The sequence below is a fragment of the Diaphorobacter ruginosibacter genome (genome assembly GCF_014395975.1).
In the GTDB taxonomy this organism is placed as follows: domain Bacteria; phylum Pseudomonadota; class Gammaproteobacteria; order Burkholderiales; family Burkholderiaceae_C; genus Diaphorobacter_A; species Diaphorobacter_A ruginosibacter.
This window is the reverse complement of record NZ_CP060714.1, coordinates 2,150,975-2,165,906: the sequence shown is the minus strand read 5'-3', so window position 1 is coordinate 2,165,906 and position 14,932 is coordinate 2,150,975. Positions and strand designations below refer to the sequence as shown.

The 14,932-nt window shown below is 65.7% G+C and carries 14 protein-coding genes; 3 read left to right on the top strand and 11 right to left on the bottom strand.

Translation table 11 applies throughout. The annotated features are described in order from the left end of the window. Nucleotides 1-25: 25 nt before the first annotated feature. The 8 genes from H9K76_RS09835 to H9K76_RS09800 all read right to left on the bottom strand — a co-directional run bounded on the left by H9K76_RS09835 (nucleotide 26) and on the right by H9K76_RS09800 (nucleotide 10,670). Nucleotides 26-814 carry an SDR family oxidoreductase gene (locus H9K76_RS09835; protein WP_187599945.1) on the bottom strand — a complete coding sequence of 263 codons (789 nt, stop codon included), beginning with the start codon at nucleotides 812-814 and terminating at the stop codon, nucleotides 26-28. Nucleotides 815-1,148: 334 nt separating this feature from the next. Continuing rightward, nucleotides 1,149-3,365 carry a TonB-dependent receptor gene (locus tag H9K76_RS09830; protein WP_187599943.1) on the bottom strand — a complete coding sequence of 739 codons (2,217 nt, stop codon included), beginning with the start codon at nucleotides 3,363-3,365 and terminating at the stop codon, nucleotides 1,149-1,151. A gap of 120 nt (nucleotides 3,366-3,485) precedes the next feature. Beyond that, entirely contained in the window at nucleotides 3,486-4,412 is a 927-nt protein-coding gene (locus H9K76_RS09825) for a siderophore ABC transporter substrate-binding protein (protein WP_425489687.1), read from the bottom strand. Nucleotides 4,413-4,452: 40 nt separating this feature from the next. Further along, nucleotides 4,453-5,211: an iron ABC transporter ATP-binding protein gene (locus H9K76_RS09820; RefSeq protein ID WP_187599939.1), complete on the bottom strand. Its 759-nt coding sequence runs from the start codon at nucleotides 5,209-5,211 to the stop codon at nucleotides 4,453-4,455. Continuing rightward, nucleotides 5,208-6,167, bottom strand: coding sequence for an iron chelate uptake ABC transporter family permease subunit (locus H9K76_RS09815; RefSeq protein ID WP_246475432.1), 960 nt, complete (start codon nucleotides 6,165-6,167; stop codon nucleotides 5,208-5,210). Before H9K76_RS09815 ends, H9K76_RS09820 begins: the two co-directional genes overlap by 4 nt. Then, nucleotides 6,167-7,108 carry an ABC transporter permease gene (locus tag H9K76_RS09810; protein ID WP_187599937.1) on the bottom strand — a complete coding sequence of 314 codons (942 nt, stop codon included), beginning with the start codon at nucleotides 7,106-7,108 and terminating at the stop codon, nucleotides 6,167-6,169. The genes H9K76_RS09815 and H9K76_RS09810 overlap by 1 nt, the downstream gene beginning before the upstream one ends. After that, the gene (locus tag H9K76_RS09805) at nucleotides 7,108-8,877 is read right to left on the bottom strand and encodes an ABC transporter ATP-binding protein (protein ID WP_187599935.1); all 1,770 of its coding nucleotides are present in this window, start codon (nucleotides 8,875-8,877) and stop codon (nucleotides 7,108-7,110) included. Before H9K76_RS09805 ends, H9K76_RS09810 begins: the two co-directional genes overlap by 1 nt. Next, a complete protein-coding gene (locus tag H9K76_RS09800) occupies nucleotides 8,871-10,670 on the bottom strand; it encodes an ABC transporter ATP-binding protein (RefSeq protein ID WP_187599933.1) in 1,800 nt (599 codons plus the stop codon). Before H9K76_RS09800 ends, H9K76_RS09805 begins: the two co-directional genes overlap by 7 nt. 230 nt (nucleotides 10,671-10,900) lie before the next feature. Between H9K76_RS09800 and H9K76_RS09795 the strand changes: the two genes are divergently transcribed. Beyond that, nucleotides 10,901-11,509, top strand: coding sequence for a TetR/AcrR family transcriptional regulator (locus H9K76_RS09795; protein ID WP_187599931.1), 609 nt, complete (start codon nucleotides 10,901-10,903; stop codon nucleotides 11,507-11,509). Nucleotides 11,510-11,583: 74 nt separating this feature from the next. Here the strand turns inward: H9K76_RS09795 and H9K76_RS09790 are convergent, their stop codons facing one another. Together H9K76_RS09790 and H9K76_RS09785 are read right to left on the bottom strand one after the other, a co-directional pair. Next, the gene (locus tag H9K76_RS09790; RefSeq protein WP_187599930.1) at nucleotides 11,584-12,009 is read right to left on the bottom strand and encodes a GNAT family N-acetyltransferase; all 426 of its coding nucleotides are present in this window, start codon (nucleotides 12,007-12,009) and stop codon (nucleotides 11,584-11,586) included. A gap of 180 nt (nucleotides 12,010-12,189) precedes the next feature. Further along, entirely contained in the window at nucleotides 12,190-12,885 is a 696-nt protein-coding gene (locus H9K76_RS09785; protein WP_187599928.1) for an RNA polymerase sigma factor, read from the bottom strand. Between the two features lie 189 nt (nucleotides 12,886-13,074). On the opposite strand from H9K76_RS09785, the gene H9K76_RS09780 reads away from it, so the two are divergent. Together H9K76_RS09780 and H9K76_RS09775 are read left to right on the top strand one after the other, a co-directional pair. Next, nucleotides 13,075-13,644 carry a ferritin-like domain-containing protein gene (locus H9K76_RS09780; protein ID WP_187599926.1) on the top strand — a complete coding sequence of 190 codons (570 nt, stop codon included), beginning with the start codon at nucleotides 13,075-13,077 and terminating at the stop codon, nucleotides 13,642-13,644. Then, a complete protein-coding gene (locus tag H9K76_RS09775; protein ID WP_187599925.1) occupies nucleotides 13,641-14,039 on the top strand; it encodes a c-type cytochrome in 399 nt (132 codons plus the stop codon). Before H9K76_RS09780 ends, H9K76_RS09775 begins: the two co-directional genes overlap by 4 nt. Nucleotides 14,040-14,082: 43 nt before the next feature. Here the strand turns inward: H9K76_RS09775 and H9K76_RS09770 are convergent, their stop codons facing one another. Continuing rightward, on the bottom strand, nucleotides 14,083-14,922 hold the full coding sequence (locus H9K76_RS09770) for an anti-sigma factor family protein (protein ID WP_187599923.1): 840 nt from the start codon (nucleotides 14,920-14,922) through the stop codon (nucleotides 14,083-14,085). Nucleotides 14,923-14,932: the final 10 nt, after the last annotated feature.

Below are 14,932 nucleotides of genomic sequence, written 5' to 3'. Positions count from 1 at the left end.
TTTGAAAGTGCAAGAACCGGCCGGGTCACTGCGCCAGCAAGGGAATCGCGGGGTGGGCCTGCTCGGGGCCCATGGCGGAGTAACCGCCATCCACCGCGTAGTCGGCCCCGGTCACGAACGACGCATGGCCGGAGAGCAGGAACGCCACCACATCCGCGACTTCTCCGGGATCCCCCACCCGGCGCAGCAGATGGAAATCCGCTGCCACCCGGTCGGTCTTCGCGCGGTCGCCCTGGGTGAGCTCATCCATCACGCGCGACCATGTCCAGCCCGGGGACACCGAGTTCACCCGCACACCGTCGCCCGCGAAGTCCATTGCCATGCTGCGCGTGAGCTGCACCAGAGCGGCCTTGGAGACCGGGTAGAGCCAGCGCCCGGTCTGCGCCACCTTCGAGGAAATGCTGGTGAAGTTGACAATGGCCCCGCCGCCAGCTGCCTTGAGATGCGGGAGCACGGCGCGTGCGGCCATCACGGCACTGACCAGGTTGACGTCCAGCGCCTTGAGCCAGTCGGCGCGCGTGGAGGCAGCACCGTCGTCGAGATAGGTCGCGGCGAGGTTCACTAGCCCGTCGATGCGACCGAAGTGCCTTGCCACATCCGCAACCGCTGCATCGAGCTGCTCATCCCGGGTGATGTCCACCTGCCAGAAGCGCGAGGCTGCCGCATCCTCGGAGGCCACTTTCGCGCCGTTGTCGGCATCGATGTCAAACAGCGCGACCCGTGCGCCGTAGCCGCGCAGCGCGCGCACCACGCCCGCTCCAATCAGCGTCGCACCGCCCGTGACGATGATGCATTTCCCTTGCAAATCCTTCATGCCTGTCTCCGCTCCTTGTCGTTCTTTCGCAGCAGGTCGCCGCGTGGAACGCATGGTGGAACGAAGAGGACGCAAGGCTATGTCCAGGCCGCGCGCAGACTATCCAATGGGTGCGGGTATGGAGAAAAAGCTTGGTGCCACGCAAGGCTTCTGGACAAAAGATGCGGTGGCTATCCGGTTTGTGAAGCACCCGCTGGGTCTTTCCTTCGGACCGTGGCTGTCTGCCGGGCTGCCGAGTCCCGTCTCGCCCAGGCGCTTGGGCAGGGGGATCTGGTGCGGCTGCTGTCCGCGCTGCTGATCGTGGGATAGGCCTTTAGCACTCCGCCACGAAGTGTCAGAAGTCCACCGTTGCCGATACGGCCACCGTGCGCGGTGCGCCCAAAGCCAGGCTGGAGAGCAGCGGCATGCCCCAGTAGGCCTTGTTCGTCGCGTTCAGCACGGTGGCACGGAAGGTGACCGGATGGTCGGCGATCCTGGCGGCATAACGGGCGCCGATATCGTAGGTCACCCGTCCCGGTACCCAGAGGCTGTTGTCCGCACTGATGTACTGCTTGGAGACGGCAGTGGCGTTGCCCGTGAGCGTCAGGCCCTGCACGGCGGGGACATCCCATTCGACACCCAGTTTCCCCTGCAGCCTGGGAATGCCGGTGGCGATCCTGCCTTGCGAGGTGGCGACGGTCGACCGGGTCACCTTGGGGCTGGTGAATGCCGCACCGCCCATCAGGCGCACACCTCTCCAGGGAGAACCGAAGAAGCTCCACTCGGCGCCTCGGTTGCGCTGCTCTCCACCCATCGAGAACACGTTGGTCACTGGATCGGTGTAGCTGCTCGGTCGCGTGATCTCGAACAGGCTGAGCGTGTGCGCAAACTCGCCCAGATCGAACTTGATGCCCACCTCCTTCTGCTTGCTCTTGTAGGGCGCGAAGACCTCCCCCGCATTGGCTGCGGTCATCGGCGCCACGGCGCCCTGGCTCAGCCCCTCGATGTAATTGGCGTAGACGGACACATGCTCCGTCGCCTTGACAAGCAGCGCAGCCGCCGGCGACGTCGCGCCTTCGTCGTACCGCGAAGTGCGCGCGCCGTTGGCCACGTTGAAGCTGTCGCTCACGACCTGCTGCCGCCGCACGCCCAGCGTGAGCTGCACCCGGTCTTGCGCAAACGACAACGTGTCGGCCACGCCATAGCTCGCAAGCCGAACCTGTGTGCGAGCGATGTGCGGAGCAGCGAACGGCGCCTTGGGGCCCCATACGGGGTGGTAGATATTGGTGGTCCAGTCCGCACCCGGGACGCTGCGGCGTCCATAGTCGTCCTGCTTGTGCTCGTAGTGCGTGGCATTCAACGCCCACTGATGCCGGATCCCGCCGGTCTGCAAGCGGCCCTTGAGCCCCAGTTCGGCCGACTGCTTTTTCTGCTCGAACGCCAGCTGCCCCATGCTGGTACGGAAGTCGCCGGCCGCATTGAGAACCTGTGCGGACATGGCGCCGTTGTACTGGTAGTCCGTACGGCTTGCGCCCAACGCAGCATAGGCCATGACCTGATCGCCCAGGTCGAATTCGCCAAGCACCATGACCGCCTTGTCCTTGTTGTGGACCGTGGACCAGTCGGGATTCAGCAGGGTGTCCGCCTTGGGCGCACGCGGAATGGCGACGCCCGGCGCCAGGTTGATGCCGCGCGTCACACCGTTGACGCGGTCGTCGCTGTGATAGAGGTCGGCTGACAGTCGCACCCCATCGCCCCGCCAGTCGAGGCCGAGCGCGGCCAGTTGCGCCTTCTTCTCCTGCCCGTCCACCGCTCCGTCACCATCACGGTAGACACCATTGAAACGGATGCCCAGTTGCTGGCTGTCGCCGAAGCGCCGCCCCAGGTCGATGTGTCCGCCGAACTGGGCATCCGACATATAGGTGGTGGTCAGGCGCGTGATGGGAGCGCTGCCTGCCCGCTTGGGAACGAGGTTCACCGAGCCCCCCACCGAGCCACCGGGCGGCATGCCGTTGAGCAAGGCCGAGGGGCCCTTCAGAACCTCGATGCGCTCGAACATCTCGGGTGTCGTGCGGTAGTACGGGGCCATGCCGTACAGACCGCCCAGCGTCATGTCGTAGGAGTTGGAGGAAAAGCCGCGAATCGAGTAATTCTCGCTCCAGGCGCCCGACACTCCGTTGCTGAACACCGTTGGATCCGTGGCGGCGATCACATCGGTGATGGTCTGTGCCTGCCGGTCCTCGACGAACTTGTCGGTGTAGCTGATGGTGTTGAACGGCGTCTCCATGAAATCCTTGTCGCCCAGCAGGCCAATGCGGCCGCCCGAGGAGACCTGCCCTCCCGCATAGGGCACGGCCACGGGCCCGGCCTGCTCCCGCACGGTGACCACGGGCAAGGTGGCCTCGGCCCCCTCCGCCTCGCCCGATGCCTGCGCGTGTGCCATCGGAGCGGCTGCCAGCAGGCCGCCCGCTGCCAGGCCCAGCACGGAGCGGCGCGCGGCCAGGCTGCGCCGCAGCGCGAACGGAGGCTGCGCAGACACGGTGAAACAAGGTGGATGAGAAAGTGCGGACATACCGGATTCCTTTGAATGGGCGCGTGAGACGGGCACGGGTCTCGGGCGCCTGGATTGATTTTTTGGCTGGGTAGGAACCTGGCTGCGAAGGGTTTGGACAAGCGATGAAAGCGAGGAGCGTCAGCGCGGATAGCCTTTGAGCACATCGTCGATCAGGAGCCTGAGCGAGGTCGGGCTGGCGGCCGTCGTGTACCAGGCGTCGGCATCGGCAAAGACGACCCGGCCGCTCTTCCATGCCCTGGTCTGGCGCAGCAGCGGATTTGCCAGCCCCTGCATGTCGATCACGGGCCTGCGCTCCATGACGGCGGTGCGGTCGACGACATACAGGATGTCGGGGTTCGCCTGCTGGATGAACTCGCTTGAGATCGGCTGGCCGTGCAGGCTGGTCTCAACGGCCTCGCTGGCGGGCTTCACCCCCAGGGCACTGAAGACGAAGCCGTAGCGCGAGCGCACTCCGAAGGAGCTGAAGGCACCGTTGTTGTGCAGCACGATCAGCGCCCTGTCGGGACGGCCCTCTGCCGCTCTGCGCACCAGTTGCACCCTGGCATCCAGCTCCGCGACCCGCTGCCTTGCCACCGCCTCCTTCTCGAAGATGCGCCCCAGCGTGAGCAGGTGGCTCTTGACGACCTCGAGATGGCCTTTCTCGCTGTTCTTGAAATCCACGTCGTAGTGCAGCGTCGGCGCGATCTCGCTGAGCTCCTGGTAGTGGTTCGCCTGCAGCGGCGTCATCAGGATGAGATCGGGCCGCAGGGCGTGCACGCGCTCCAGGTGAGGCTGGACAATGGCTCCCAGGTCCTGCACGGCCGCGTCATTCCGGTAGCGCGACAGAAAGTGCGGAACAAAGTCCTTCACCATGCCGGCGATCGGCACGCCCAGCAGGTCCAGCATGTCCACCTCGTTCATATCGAGCGCGGCCACGCGCTGCGGACGCTTCCTGATGACCGTGGTTCCCATCCTGTGCTGCACCGTGACGGGTGCATAGGCATGGGACGTGCCGGGCAGCAGGGACAGGGTGGGCAGCGCTGCCGCACCGGCCGTCGATAGCATGAAGTTTCTGCGTGATGAAAGCATGGCCGTCACATTCCCTCTATAGAAAATAGTTGCAAATGCAGCCGCTCGCGCTGCGGGTGATTTCGAAGTCGATCTCGTAGAGATCGCGCAGGCGTTCCTCGGTCACCACCTCCGTGGCCGGGCCGCTGAAGCGCAGCGCGCCATCCTTGAGCGCCACGATGTGGTCGGAATAGTTCGCGGCGAAGTTGATGTCGTGGATCACCAGGATCACCGTGCGCCCGTGCTCGTCGCACAGGCGGCGCAGCGCGCGCATGATCTGAACGGCATGCTTCATGTCGAGGTTGTTGAGCGGCTCGTCCAGCAGCAGCACGTCGGTCTGCTGCGCCACGGTCATGGCCAGAAAGGCCATCTGGCGCTGGCCGCCGCTGATTTCGTCCACGTACGCGTGGCGCAGTTCCCGCAGCGACAGGAAATCGATCGCATCATCGACCGCGCGATGATCCTCCGCCGTCATCGCGCCACGGCTGTGAGGAAAACGTCCGAAGGCGACAAGCTCCTCCACGGTCAGCCGCATGTTGAACCCCGGCGACTGGCGCAGCGTGGCAACACGCAGGGCATATTCGGCGATGGGAATGCCGCCGACGCCACGGCCCTGCAGCCGTATCTCGCCGCTGCTGGGCTCCAGCAGCCGGGCCATCGCCATGAGCAACGTGGACTTTCCCGCTCCATTGGGGCCGATCAGCGACGTGACGCCGCCAACGGGAAACTCGGCATCCACGCCGCGCAGCACCGCCCTGCCTCCGTATCGCTTGTGAAGTTGGCTCACGGTGATCATGCCGGGCTCCGGTTGCGCAGGATGAGCGCGAGGAAGTACGCACCACACACCAGGTTGACGAGAATGGTGACGGTGGTTCTGTAGTGGAAGACATGCTCGACCAGGAGTTGAGCGACGAGAAAGATGCCCACGGCGACACCGCACCCCAGGGGCAGGCTCGTGCGATGCCGTGCGCGGGGCGCCCATGCGTGGACGATGTTGGCCACGAAGATCCCCATGAATGCAGCGGGCCCGATGAGACTGGTGGACACGGCGACCAGAACGGCGATGAGCGCCAGGTACAGCCGCAGATACCGGTCGTGCGGCACTCCCAGGGAGATGGAGGGATCGCGTCCCAGCGCCATCACGTCCAGCACGGGAAGCGTCCTGTACACCACGGCCGTGGCGGCCAGCACGCCCAGCGATGCCCAGGCCAGCGTCTCGGGGCGAACGCGCTGGAAGGAGGTCTGCCCCACGCCCTGCAGCACGGCAAACTCCCCCGGGCTGATGCTCAGTTGCACGAACTGGGTGAACGTGCCCATCACCATCGTGAGCACCAGACCGACCAGCAGCATCAGGTAGATGTCGTTCCCGCCCCTGCGCATCAGCCACTGCTGCAGAACCCAGGAGTAGCCCAGCATGAGGGCCACGGACACCGCAAAGCCTCCGCCCGAGCCCAGCGATGCGAGCCCGTGCGTGCCGAGCAGCAGGAGAAGCAGCGCCTGCCACAGCAGGAAAACCGCCTCGTAGCCCATGACCGCGGGCGTCAATATGCGGTTGCCCACAAGCGTCTGGAACAGCATCGAGGACAACGCAACGCAGATGCCCCCGAGGCCCATGCCCGCAAGGCGTTGCAGGCGCTTGGGGATCACGTAGTCAAAGTCCATTCCCGCGCCCGCGAAGACAAACACCGCGGCAAGCAGGCCGATGGCCGATGCCAGCATCCACGGCCGGCGTGCAAGTGATAGCGCCGGCATCACCGCGCCCTCCGCAGGACCATGCCCAGGAAGGCCACCCCGCCCACCGCACCGGCCGTCAACCCGATCGGCACCTCGAAGGGATGGATCAGCAGCCGGCCGACGATGTCGCACGCCAGCAGCAGGGATGCTCCACCCAACGCCACCAGGGGCAGCGTCCGGTGGAGGTTGTCGCCCCGGCGCATGGCCACCCATTGCGGCACCACGAGCCCGACGAACGGGATCGCGCCCACGGCGATGACGGTGGCGGACACTGTCACCGCCACCAGCAGCAGCCCCACCGCTGCCGTCGCCCCATAGCCGAGCCCCAGGTTGGAAGCCACCTCCTCGCCCATGCCAAGCACCGTGAAGCGGTGCGCATACACATAGGCCAGCAGCACCACGGGCAAGATGATGTAGAGGATTTCGTAGCGGCCTTGAACAATGCGCGAGAAGTCGCCCAGCAGCCATCCCTGCATGCTCTGCAGGATGTTGTGCCGATAGGCGTAGAACTCGGCCAGGGCGCTCAGCACACTTCCATACATCAACCCGACCACCGGCACCAGCACCGTGTTGCGGAACTGGATGCGGCGGATGATGGCGACGTAGAGCAGGCTCGCCAGCAGGCAGAACACCAGCGCGAACAGCATCCGGCCCGCCGTGCCGGCCGCCGGCAGCGCGACGAGCGACACCAGGATGCCGAGCTTGGCCGCATCCAGGCCGCCCGTGGTACCGGGCTCCACGAACTTGTTGCGCACGATGTGCTGCAGGATCACTCCGCACACCGAGAGCCCCGCCCCGGTCATCACCAGGGCCGCGAGACGCGGCAGGCGGCTGGCCGTCAGTGTGAGCCAGGCGTCTCCCGAGAAGGTAGCGAGCTGCTGCCACGGCATCCGGCCCGCGCCCACGCACAGCGAGACGGCACACAGCAGTGCAAAACATCCCAACCAGCGCGCACGCATCAGAGCGAACCTCCTGCCGCAGTCGCGCCAGCAATGCGCCAGCCTCTGGCCGCGGCGCGCTGGTTGAGAAACTCCGCATAGCGTCCCTGCCCGGCAAGCAACTGCCCGGGCGATCCCTGTTCGAGCACGCGCCCCGCCTCCAGCACGACGATCTGGTCCGCCATGGCCACCGTCGAGAGCTGGTGCGCGATCACGATCACCGTGCGCCGTCCGCGCAGACGCACCAGGGTCTGTGCGATCACGGCCTGGTTGGCGGCGTCGAGCGATGCCGTCGCTTCATCCACCAGCAGGATCGGAGCATCCTTGATCAGTGCCCGCGCAATGGCAATGCGCTGCCGCTCCCCGCCCGACAGGCGGGCTCCGCCCTCGCCGACAGGTGTATCCAGTCCCTGCGGCAGCCGCCCGATGATCTCCGCCACGCCGGACTGCTGCACCGCCTGCATGAAGGCGTCATCGCTCGCATCGGGCCGTCCCATGCGAATGTTGTCGGCGATGCTTCCCGCGAACAGGAAATTGTCCTGGAAGATCTGGCTCACCTGTGCGGCCAGATCCTCCTCGCGCATGTCCCGCACATCCACGCCGCCCATCAGGACAGCGCCGGCACTCACATCGAAGAACCGGGCCATCAAACGCACCAGGGTCGTCTTGCCCGATCCCGACGCACCGATCAGCGCGGTCATGCTGCCGGGTTTGACGTGCAGGCTCACGCCGCAGAGGACTTCCGGCGCGTCCGCGTCATAGCGGAAATGCACATCGCGCAGTTCGACGCCGGCGTCCGCCGGCTGCTTCGCGGAATGCCCCTCGGGCAAGGGCTGCACCTCGAACAGCGCCCGCACCGCACGAAGCTGGCCGCCCGCGCCGCGCAGCACCTCCGCGTAGCCTGCCACCTCCAGCAAGGGCTCCACGAACCGGATCACGAGCAGCATGGACACCAGCACCGCGGAGAGATCCCCCGCGGCAACTCCCATGTCCAGCACGTCGCCAAGCCATGCCGCGGACACCATCAGCAGTGCCGCGAACACGCACTGCACGGCCCAGACGTTGAATACCGCGGACAACGACGAGAGCACGATCAGGCGCAGGCCGGAGCGCCCCTGCCGCTCCACGGCCTGCTCCACGAATCGGGTGCTGCCGCCCTCGCCGCCGAACGCCCGCAGCACCGACTGCGCCTGTGCAAACTCCACCAGGCGCTGGCTTGCCTCCGCGAAATCGCGCTGGAAGGCCGCATCGGTCCGCCGCGCGATCCAGGACGTGAGCACAAAGACGCTCGCCAGCACCGGCAAGGACAGCAGAGCGATCCATCCGAGCGATCCGCGCTGCGCAAACAACAGCGCGATCACCACCAGCGGAGTCACCACGCCGCAGATCACGGGAGTGAACACATGGGCTGGCAACTGGGCGATGCCCATCATCCCGTCTGTCACCACATGGCCGACACGCGCGGTGTTCTGTGGCGTGAACCATCCCACCGGCAAGCGCGCAACCCGCTCACCGAGACGATGGCGGCCACTCTGCAGAACGGCAACGCCCACACGCACCCCTGCCCGCTCGACATGGCGGCGCAAAAGCCACGATGCCGCCACGCCTGCCAGCAATGCGAGCACCCAGGCGATCGCCGCGTCCACCTGCCCCGCGAGCAGATGCGTGAGCACGGGAACCAGCAGGGCGATGACGCCCCCGCAAAGCAGCCCGTAGATGACCGCCAGGAAGCCATAGCGGCGAAGCAGGCGCATGTCGTCGCCCAGCAGAAGTGCAAACGTACTCAGCATGATGGCGATCCCTCCACGCCTGTGTCGCTCGCGACGAGCTCGTCATAGCGCCCCTGCCGCCACAGCCGGGCATAGAGACCGCCGCGTGCCAGCAAGCCGGCATGGCGGCCCTGCTCCACGATCTCCCCACCGTCAAGCACCAGGATGCGGTCGGCATGCATCACGCTGTCGAGCCGGTGCGCGATGACCAGCACGGTCCGGCCTCGGGCAAAGCGCGAGAGCGCGTCCTGGATCGCCGCCTCGCTCTCGGCATCCGCCGAGGCGGTCGCCTCGTCCAGCACCAGCACGGGCGCATCGAGCAGCACGGCGCGAGCGATGCTCACACGTTGCATTTCGCCTCCGGAGAACAGCGCATCCTCACCGACCACCGAGTCATAGCCACGCGGCAGCGCGAGGATCCGTTCGTGGATATGGGCCGCGCGCGCGGCGCGCTCCACCTCCTGCGGGCTCGCAGAGGGACGGCCGAGCGCGATGTTGTCGAACACCGAGGCACGGATCAGCCGCACGTCCTGCAGCACAAAGCCGACATGCCGGTACAGCTCCGCGCTGTCGATGTTGCGCAGATCCACGCCACCGAGCAGGACCCGTCCGCCCGTCGGATCGGAAAATCGCAGAAGCATGCGCGCCAGCGTCGACTTGCCCGCACCCGAAGGGCCCACCAGGGCGGTGACCGTACCGGGCTCCAACGCGAAGCTGATGCCCGACAGTGCACGATGCCCCGTACCGTATTCGAAGCTCACGTCCTCGAATCGAATGGCATGGCCATCGGGCCTTTGGCGCCTGTCCGGCACGGCCTGATCCAGCAGGGGTATCCCGAGCAGCGCACGCACCCGCTGCGCCGCTCCATGCGCCGCCTGCAGGTCATGCAGCAGTGTGTGCAGCAGCAGTACGGGTGCGCAGGCCCCAGGTGCCAAGAGGGCGAAGGGCAGCACATCGAGGGGCGTAATCCAGCCCCACGCGATGAACAGGCCGCCGCTCGCCAGCACCACGCCCAGCACGGTCACCGGCGCGATCATGGCATGTGCGTGGGCCATGGATGCCACGAGCGGCCGCGTGAACTCGGTGAATGCCTGCGCGAATCCGTCGACCGCCGCCGTGTAGCCGGCATGCACGCGGCGCGTGCCGCCAAACGTCTTGAGCACGGGAACGCCGGTGGTGAATTCGACGGCAGCGCTGTTGATGCGGCCCATCCGCGCCACGAAGTCCTGCATGTTCGCGCCGCTGGCGCGCATGGCATGGCGCAGGAAAAGAAAGAACCCGACGAACGGCACCGACGCAATGGCCGCCATGCGCCAGTCGGAGGCATACAGATAGAGCGCGCAGAACGCGATCGCCCCCACCGCCCTGCCAGCCGCGGTGCAGAAATGCGCGCTCAAGGCGTGCAAGGTGGCCATGTCGTCCTGCAGCGCCTGCTTGACCTCGCCCGAAGCGCGCGCACCGAACCAGCCCAGGGGAACCTGCGCCAGCCGGCGCGCGGCCTCGATCCGCAGATCGCGCGTGAGGCGGTTGTCGGCCATGTGCGCCAGCAGTTCTCCGGCAAGCATGAGCAGCACGCCCGCCAACAAACTGACCAGGGCGCCCCGGAAGATCGAGCCTGGGTGCATGGGAGTATCGGCATGCTCCCATGCCAGCCGCGCCACATGCGCAATGCCGGCGAGCGGAACCAGCGCGAGCATGGTTCCCGTTGCCGCCAGTATGGTGGCGAAGACCAGGCGGCCCTGGATGGGCCGAAGCACCAGGCTCAAGGCGCTGCGCTGTCCGGTAGCGGCCCCCGCCGCGTCTTGAGCAGTCATGTTGAAGATAGAAGCAGAACGTACGGATGAGAACGGTGTTTCCCTTCCGCTGCAGTGACCTGGGCGCAAATGGCATCCGGGTCACCGCGGGTTGCACGAACTTTTGCGTGAACCCCTGGGAATGAAAATACGAATTAGTTGCATCATACTAAACTAATTCATCCACACCAACGTTTCGAAGCAGACAGGCCTACTGTCTGCAGGACAATAGGCGTCCACACGGAGAGAACATGAACCAGAAAAAGCAGCCCTCGGCACGCGGGCGTCCGCGCACCATCACGCGTGAGCGCATCGCCGACGCAGGCATCGAGATCGGGATTCCGAACATCACATTCGTGGGCGTGGCGGCAGCGCTGGGAGTGAGCCACATGGCGCTCTACAAGCATGTGCCCAGCCTTGCCGAACTCAAGCATCTGGTTGCCGAGGAAATCTTCAGTCGCTGGGAGTTCACGCCGCCCATGGGCAAGGGACGCGCGAGGCTGGAGGAATACCTGGTCGAGTTCACCGCCTCGGTGCGCGAGTTCGTGCGGGTCCACCCGGGCGTGACGCCCTACGTGATTCGCCGACTGGTCGCCACGCCCGCCATGCTCGAGAAGATCGATGCGCACCAGGGCAAGGTGGCGCGCGCCTACGGTCTTTCAAAGGATGAGGCCCGCTGGCTGGTGGCGACCGTTGCGTTCCACGGATTTGCCGCTGCTGATTCGGTCTATGCCGCAGCCCGCCAGGAATTGGTCATGGAGTCGGACTTTGCCGCGGAAGTCGCTGAAATGGAGGCGGAATTCGACATGGGCATGAGAATGATGATCACGGGCGCGCTTTCCCGGCTCGCGCCTGCCTGAAGAGTCCAGGAGGACTCCACACGTTCTCATGCCCTCTGCAATGGCGGTCGAGGCTGCAGCATCAAAGGACGTGGTCAGGCTGGACGGCCCGCATACTCCCGCGTCAGCCGCAGCATGTCAACGAGCTGAATCCCTTCCTCGAAGATGGGCTCGGGGTAGTTTTTCACAAAGAAATCATGGTCGATGCGGGTCACCCTGAATCCCTGCCGTTGGTAGAACGCCAGTTGGTGGCCGAACGAGCCGGTGCCCACCTCCATCCGCTGCGCCCCCTCCTCGCGGAAGAAATCGACAACCCACTTCAGCAGGGCCGTGCCATGCCCGGACTTCTGGCGACCGGGCTCGACGGCAATGCTCATCAGCTCATATGCGTCCTCCCCGAGTGGCTGGACGACACAGGCCCCCACCAGCACACCGTCGCTGGACGCAACGAAGCACCGGGATTCGGAGAGATAGGAGCGAACTTTTTGCTCGGACGGATCTGCAATCAGCAACAGCTCCATGGGAGCGTCTGCAGCGGGAATTTCTTGTATCAACAGGGACATGTCAGCTCGCTTGCCCGGCGCCATGCCTGCCGCGAAATGGGCGGCTCGTGCCGGGGAATGCGGGTATTGTGGCTGCAACCGTTTCGAAAAGCGCGATGTGCTGGTCGGCGCCGACACACGGCCATCGCAGAGCACGCATCAGTGGGATGCCAGCCGTGCCTGTACCGCCGCCACGACGCGACTGCATCGCGCCCCACCGAACGCAAATGCGTCCGCCAGGGCCATGTCCATATCCAGAGAAAGCCCTTCGCGCAGCAGGCTCCGGGCACGAAAGAAGCGGGTGCGCACGGTGGCCTCCGGAATCTCCAGCATCTGAGACACCTCCTCCACGCTCATCTCCTCCACGGCGCGCAGCATGAAAACGCTGCGAAAGTCGTCGGGCAGCCTATCGATGCGAGCCTCCATGATCCGCCGCAGTTCCGAACGCATGGCGGCGCGATCGGGACCATGGTCCCTGTCGTCGTGCAGCCAGTTCTGATCACCCCCTTCGGTCGATGAGATGGCGGAATCCAGAGGCACAAGCCTCAGTGGGCGACGTCTCAGGTGTCCAAGCGCCTCGTTGACGACAATGCGCACCAGCCAGGTGGACAACCTCGCGTCCGCCCTGAAATCACCAAGCGCCTGCCAGGCACGCGGATAGGCCTGCTGCAGTGCATCCTCCGCGTCCGCATCGCTCTTGAGTATGGCGCGTGCAGTGCGGAATAGCAGACGATTGTGGCGTCGCATGATGGCCTCGAAAGCCACGGTATCTCCTGCCGACGCGCGAAAGGCCAGTTCCAGATCCGGCGCGTCGGCCGCCAACACGTCGTGGTGCAAGGATTGCCCGTTTTGCATGTCTGCCCCCTTTTCACCATTGGATGCTGTATCCCGCCTTGCCGTTCCCGCGGTCACAGAACGCCAGCCCCGGTGGACGGAAGGGCAGGAACGTAGCCGGGCACCGCCTCATCCAATGGGCAGGTACCAGCCATGGCCCGGAAGCCTCCGGCCCCTGAGTCCGGTGCTCATCACCCAAAGGAGCTTGCCATGTCATTCTTGCAGATCCCCCATCCACAGGAGGCCAGACGCCTCTTCCTCGGCCGTTCGGGACTCGTGCTCTCCGGTGCAGCGGTCGCCCTTCTGGCGGGCCGTGACGCACTCGCGGCAAAAAATGACGGCAGTGGCGCACAAGATACGCAGATTCTCAACACGGCCCTGGGTGCAGAGCTCGAGGCCATTGCGGCCTACCAGTTGGGGGCCGAGAGCAGGCTACTGCAGCGTCCGGCGCTGGACCTCGCCGTGACCTTTCAAGGCCATCACAAGGCCCATGCGGAACTATTGGCCAGGACCATCGAGAAGCTGGGCGGAAAACCGGTCTCTCCCAGGGCCACCTACAACTTCCCCGTGAATCAACTGAAATCGCAGGAGGACGTCCTGCGCTTCGCGGCGCAACTCGAGCAAGGCGCCGTCAGCGCCTATCTGGGAGCGGTGCCCCTGTTTGCCAACCGGGATTTGTCCAAAGCCGCCGCCAGCATCCTGGGCGACGAGGCCATGCATTGGGCTGTGCTGCGCCATGCGCTGGGTGAAGTGCCCGTGCCTGCCGCGTTCGTATCATGAGTACTGCACGATGGGCGCTGCTATGCATCCTGACGACTTCGGCAGCCGGACACGCAGCGCAGGATGTGCTCGCGGGCAAGCAGGTCTATGCCCGCTGCGCGGCCTGCCACGCCTTGGCTTATGACCGTGTCGGCCCCCGCCATTGTGGCGTGGTGGGCCGGCGCGCGGGAAGCGTGCCCGGCTATGCCTACTCGTCGGCGATGAAAAATTCAGGCCTTACCTGGGACGAGAAAACGCTGGAGCGGTTCCTGGCTCAACCCATGAAAGTCGTCCCGGGGACGACGATGACCTACGATGGCATACCGGACTCCGGGGAGCGCAGCGATCTCATTGCCTATCTCCGCCACGCGGCGGACACGCCGGAATGCCGCGGCCCCGCAGCACCTCCGCGCTGATACATGGTGGGTTGGTAACCGCAAGCAGCCCAGCCCGCCCCACTCATTGGAGTTGCCTGTAGATCGCCTCGGCCACCACATGCAGTTGCTCGCGCGGCAGGCTTGCGCTCAGCGCATAGCCTCGGTCGCCATTGATCCAGTAGAAGCCACGTGTGGCGCCGTCCTCGGTCCACTGGAAGGCGACGGGTGCCGTACCGGTTCTGGCGGTGTCCGTCATCAGGGACACGTACAGAGTCAGGCGCTCGGCGTGCGCGTCCTCGTACATGAACTGCGCCCGGGCTTGCCCCTGCTCGCCCGGCAGGAGGCGCCCCCCCATCAAGCGAAATCCCTGGGCATCAAGAGACGGCGCAGTGAGCTTCACTCCGAGGCGCTTGGACAACCATTGCACGAGATGCTCCTGCTGCTGCGCGGCCACCTCGACCGGGTGGCGCTGCTCGGGAGCAAAGACCGCATGGGCTGCGGCGGCATCCCGTACAAAGGTGGGCAGCGGCGCGGGCGCTCCTCCATTGCGGGTCATGGCCAGTCCTTGGCCCTGCGTTCTGTCGCCCAGGCCCGTTCCCAGGCCTAATCCCTGGCTTGCGCCCATGCCATACCCCATGCCCACCCCGACCGCCAGCATCAGCGCCGCAGCCACCGCATGCGGCCAGTGCCATTGCGTGCGGGGCCTGCGCACGGCACGGGCCAGGTTCAACGGTACGGGCGCGTCCAGCACGTCGGCATGCAATGCCTGCAGCATGGACTTCTGCTCCTGCAACGCGGCCACGCGTGCCGCCTCGAAGGGATGATCCGCCAGCCAGCCAGCGACCTCCGCGGCCTGTGCGGGCGCCAGCTCACCATCCATGAAGGCGTGGAGTGTCAATTCGTCGGGGCGCCCCGTATCCATGGATGTTTCC

What these genes read in the sequence shown, in the direction of transcription:
- H9K76_RS09835 (WP_187599945.1), bottom strand. Translation starts at nt 814, where the DNA reads ATGAAGGATTTGCAAGGGAAATGCATCATCGTCACGGGCGGTGCGACG.
- H9K76_RS09830 (WP_187599943.1), bottom strand. Translation starts at nt 3,365, where the DNA reads ATGTCCGCACTTTCTCATCCACCTTGTTTCACCGTGTCTGCGCAGCCT.
- H9K76_RS09825 (WP_425489687.1), bottom strand. Translation starts at nt 4,412, where the DNA reads ATGCTATCGACGGCCGGTGCGGCAGCGCTGCCCACCCTGTCCCTGCTG.
- H9K76_RS09820 (WP_187599939.1), bottom strand. Translation starts at nt 5,211, where the DNA reads ATGATCACCGTGAGCCAACTTCACAAGCGATACGGAGGCAGGGCGGTG.
- H9K76_RS09815 (WP_246475432.1), bottom strand. Translation starts at nt 6,167, where the DNA reads ATGCCGGCGCTATCACTTGCACGCCGGCCGTGGATGCTGGCATCGGCC.
- H9K76_RS09810 (WP_187599937.1), bottom strand. Translation starts at nt 7,108, where the DNA reads ATGCGTGCGCGCTGGTTGGGATGTTTTGCACTGCTGTGTGCCGTCTCG.
- H9K76_RS09805 (WP_187599935.1), bottom strand. Translation starts at nt 8,877, where the DNA reads ATGCTGAGTACGTTTGCACTTCTGCTGGGCGACGACATGCGCCTGCTT.
- H9K76_RS09800 (WP_187599933.1), bottom strand. Translation starts at nt 10,670, where the DNA reads ATGACTGCTCAAGACGCGGCGGGGGCCGCTACCGGACAGCGCAGCGCC.
- H9K76_RS09795 (WP_187599931.1), top strand. Translation starts at nt 10,901, where the DNA reads ATGAACCAGAAAAAGCAGCCCTCGGCACGCGGGCGTCCGCGCACCATC.
- H9K76_RS09790 (WP_187599930.1), bottom strand. Translation starts at nt 12,009, where the DNA reads ATGGAGCTGTTGCTGATTGCAGATCCGTCCGAGCAAAAAGTTCGCTCC.
- H9K76_RS09785 (WP_187599928.1), bottom strand. Translation starts at nt 12,885, where the DNA reads ATGCAAAACGGGCAATCCTTGCACCACGACGTGTTGGCGGCCGACGCG.
- H9K76_RS09780 (WP_187599926.1), top strand. Translation starts at nt 13,075, where the DNA reads ATGTCATTCTTGCAGATCCCCCATCCACAGGAGGCCAGACGCCTCTTC.
- H9K76_RS09775 (WP_187599925.1), top strand. Translation starts at nt 13,641, where the DNA reads ATGAGTACTGCACGATGGGCGCTGCTATGCATCCTGACGACTTCGGCA.
- H9K76_RS09770 (WP_187599923.1), bottom strand. Translation starts at nt 14,922, where the DNA reads ATGGATACGGGGCGCCCCGACGAATTGACACTCCACGCCTTCATGGAT.